Source organism: Streptomyces sp. WELS2 (assembly GCF_013870595.1).
GTDB lineage: Bacteria > Actinomycetota > Actinomycetes > Streptomycetales > Streptomycetaceae > Streptomyces.
Window position 1 is genome coordinate 1 of record NZ_JACBWZ010000758.1, and the last position, 2,948, is coordinate 2,948.

Below are 2,948 nucleotides of genomic sequence, written 5' to 3' on the forward strand. Positions count from 1 at the left end.
TGCCTGTCGCAGGAACGAGTCCCGCATCCGGGAGTTGAGCACCGCGCCGAGCGCCGCCACGCCGGTCACACCGCCGAGTTCGCGCAGCGTCTCGGCGATCGCGGTGGCCATGCCGGCCTGCCGGCCCCGTACCCGCTGCACGACGATGACGTTGACCGCCACGAAGGTCAGACTCACGCACACCCCGATGACCGGCAGCACCCAGCAGTACTCGGCGTAGCGCGCGTCCTCCCCGTACCCGGCGAGCCCCGTCAGCGCGAGCGGGCACAGGGTGACGCCGGTCAGCAGCGGCCGGGAGGCGCTCCCGCGCGCGGACAGCCGGCCCGCGACCGGGCCCGTGACCACGATGAAGGCGGACGCCAGCAGGAAGACGAGGCCGGCCCCGGCCGGCGACCAGCCGAGGATGTACTGGAGGTACAGCGACAGGAAGAAGATCGCTCCGAACAGGGCCAGGCTCGTGGAGAAACCGGCCAGCGCGGCCACCGCGCAGAGCCGGTCGCGGAAGAAGGACAGATCGATCATCGGCTCGGCGGCGCGCGCCTCCACGGCCAGCAGGCCGGGCAGCGCCAGCCCTGCCGCGGTGAACCCGGCCAGGACGGCCGGGTCGGTCCAGCCCTCCGACGGTCCCTGGATGAGCGCGAAGATCAGCCCGCCGACACCGACGGCCGCCAGCGCCTGTCCGGGCAGATCCCAGGGGCGGCTGCGGCACGGGGGCGCGTACGGCAGGAAGAACGCGCCGAACAGCAGCAGGCACACGCCGATCGGCACGTTGATGAACAGCACGCTCTGCCAGCCGAACCGCTCCACGAGCGGACCGCCGATCACCGGCCCCAGGGCGAGTCCCAGGCCCGACGCGGCGCCGCGCAGTCCCAGCGCCCTGGCCCGGGTGGCGTCCTCGGGGAAGACCTGCCGCAGCAGCGCCGCGCTGGACGGCAGCAGGGCCGCGCCTCCCGCGCCCTGGACGATCCGGCCGGTGACGAGCATCGCCCAGCTGTCCGCCGTCGCCCCGAGCGCCGACCCCAGGGTGAACGCGGCCAGTCCGGCGAGGAACAGCCGGCGCCGCCCCAGCCGCTCCCCGACGATGCTGCCCGGCAGCAGGAAGGCCGCCAGGACCAGCGTGTACGAGGCCACGACCCACTCCAGGCCGCCGACGCCCACGGCCAGCTCCCTGCCGATGTCCGGCAGCGCGTTGTTCATCGCGAGGTTGTCGAGCATGACCATGAAGACGGTCACGGACTCGACGACGAGCACGGCACCGGGACGGCGGCGCCGGGCTCCGGGCATGGCTGGGGCGGCGGGCGAGGGCGGGCCGGTACGCGGCAGGGACATGGCGTCGTCCAGACGGGGAGAGGGGCGGGGGATACGCGGCGCTGGATCGGGCCGGGCGGATCCGGGTCCGGTGGAGCGCCCCGGGCGGTCCGGGCCGGTGGATCGGGCCGGGTGCATCCGGTGCGGGAGAGCGGGTCGGGTGGATTCGATTCGTGGGCCGGGTCGGGTGGTCCGGTCAGCGGACTCGCCCGGCGAGGAGTCGCGGTACCCGGCCGAGGGCCCGGGTGGGATGACGGTGGCAGCCGTGCCCTTCCCTCCGGGCGCGGGGGGTGGGTTCCGGACACCGTCCGGGCAATTCCGCACCCGAGCCGGGCCGATGGGCGCCTCGCCCGGGGAAAAGGACTGCGATCACCTGGCAAAAGGTACGCGTTCCACACCGGAACGCAGGCCGATGACGGCGAAGATCACTGACAGAGGTGAGGCACGTACCCTTGACGGGTGACAACCGGATCATCAGGCAACCTGCCGCCGTAGCAGGGATGTTGATCGCGACCGATCAGAACCAGGTGCCATATAAAACAAAGGCGATCACGGAAGTGATTGGTGGCCTGTTCTCCCGGCCTGTTCTCCCGAGGAAATTCCGGCCGGGGCCGGTTCCCGACCGCCACCGGCCACCACGCCCGCCGATCAGAGCCGGGCGCGCACCCATCGCGGATCGGGGTTGACGTACGGCCGGCCCGCCACCACCACGGTCGGCACCGTCTCGGCACCACCGTTGACCGCCCGCACCGCCGCCGCTCCGGCCGGGTCACGCCAGATGTCGACCCAGTGCAGCCGACGGGCGTCACGGCCCAGCCGGAACCGCAGGCGCAGGCAGTACTTGCACCCCGCCCGCCAGTAGACGATCGGCCGGCCGTCGCCCGCGGCGAGCTCCCGCGCCTGCACCGCACCGACCGGCCGCGGGAACACCAGCGGGGAGTGCACCCCCGCGAGCAGCGCGAACACCAGCCACACCGCGACGGCCGTTGCGACGGACCCGTCCACGACCCGCACGACCGAGGCGAGCGAGCCGCAGCCGATGAACAGGAGGGGCAGGAACCAGGCGCGCATCATGACCAGGCAGCCTACCGGCAGGGCGGGTCCAACGGACCGGGCGAACGCACGGCCGAGCGCGGTCAGCCGGTGTGACCGAGGCGGGTGGCGTCGTCGTACGACTCGCGGGCCTCGAGGAGTTCCTCCCAGTGCTGCTCGGCCCAGGCGAGCGCGACCGCGATCGGCCCGAGCAGGCTGCGGCCCAGCGGGGTCAGTTCGTACTCCACGTGCGGAGTGCCCTGCGCGTACACGATCCGCTTGATCAGGCCGTCCCGCTCCAGGGCACGCAGCGAACGGGTGAGGACCTTGGGCGTGACACGCCTGAGCGCCACGCGCAACTCCGAGAACCGGCGCGGTCCGTGTTCGAGACAGCGGATGACGAGCCCCGCCCACTTGTCGCCGAACCGGATCGGGCTGAGCGACGACGGGCACAGTTCGTCGAACATGTCGGCGGGCAGCGGCTCCTTCATGCCGTCACGGTACCCGCGACGGCGGTATCCCCTTGGTAACCAAGGCTGTTATTAGCGTCGGCGTACCGGCCGGGCGCGAGGGCCCGGCCCTGGTGAGAGGCGGTTCCGGCATGAACA

3 protein-coding genes are annotated in these 2,948 nt (G+C 72.7%); all 3 read right to left on the reverse strand.

All coding sequences use genetic code 11. From position 1 onward, the window contains the following. On the reverse strand, positions 1–1,329 hold a 1,329-nt coding region (locus H5J33_RS29355; protein ID WP_181797837.1), incomplete at its 3' end, for an MFS transporter. Positions 1,330–1,956: 627 nt separating this feature from the next. Next, on the reverse strand, positions 1,957–2,382 hold the full coding sequence (locus tag H5J33_RS29360) for a glutaredoxin domain-containing protein (RefSeq protein ID WP_181797838.1): 426 nt from the start codon (positions 2,380–2,382) through the stop codon (positions 1,957–1,959). A gap of 62 nt (positions 2,383–2,444) precedes the next feature. Beyond that, on the reverse strand, positions 2,445–2,831 hold the full coding sequence (locus H5J33_RS29365; RefSeq protein ID WP_181797839.1) for a helix-turn-helix domain-containing protein: 387 nt from the start codon (positions 2,829–2,831) through the stop codon (positions 2,445–2,447). Positions 2,832–2,948 lie beyond the last annotated feature (117 nt).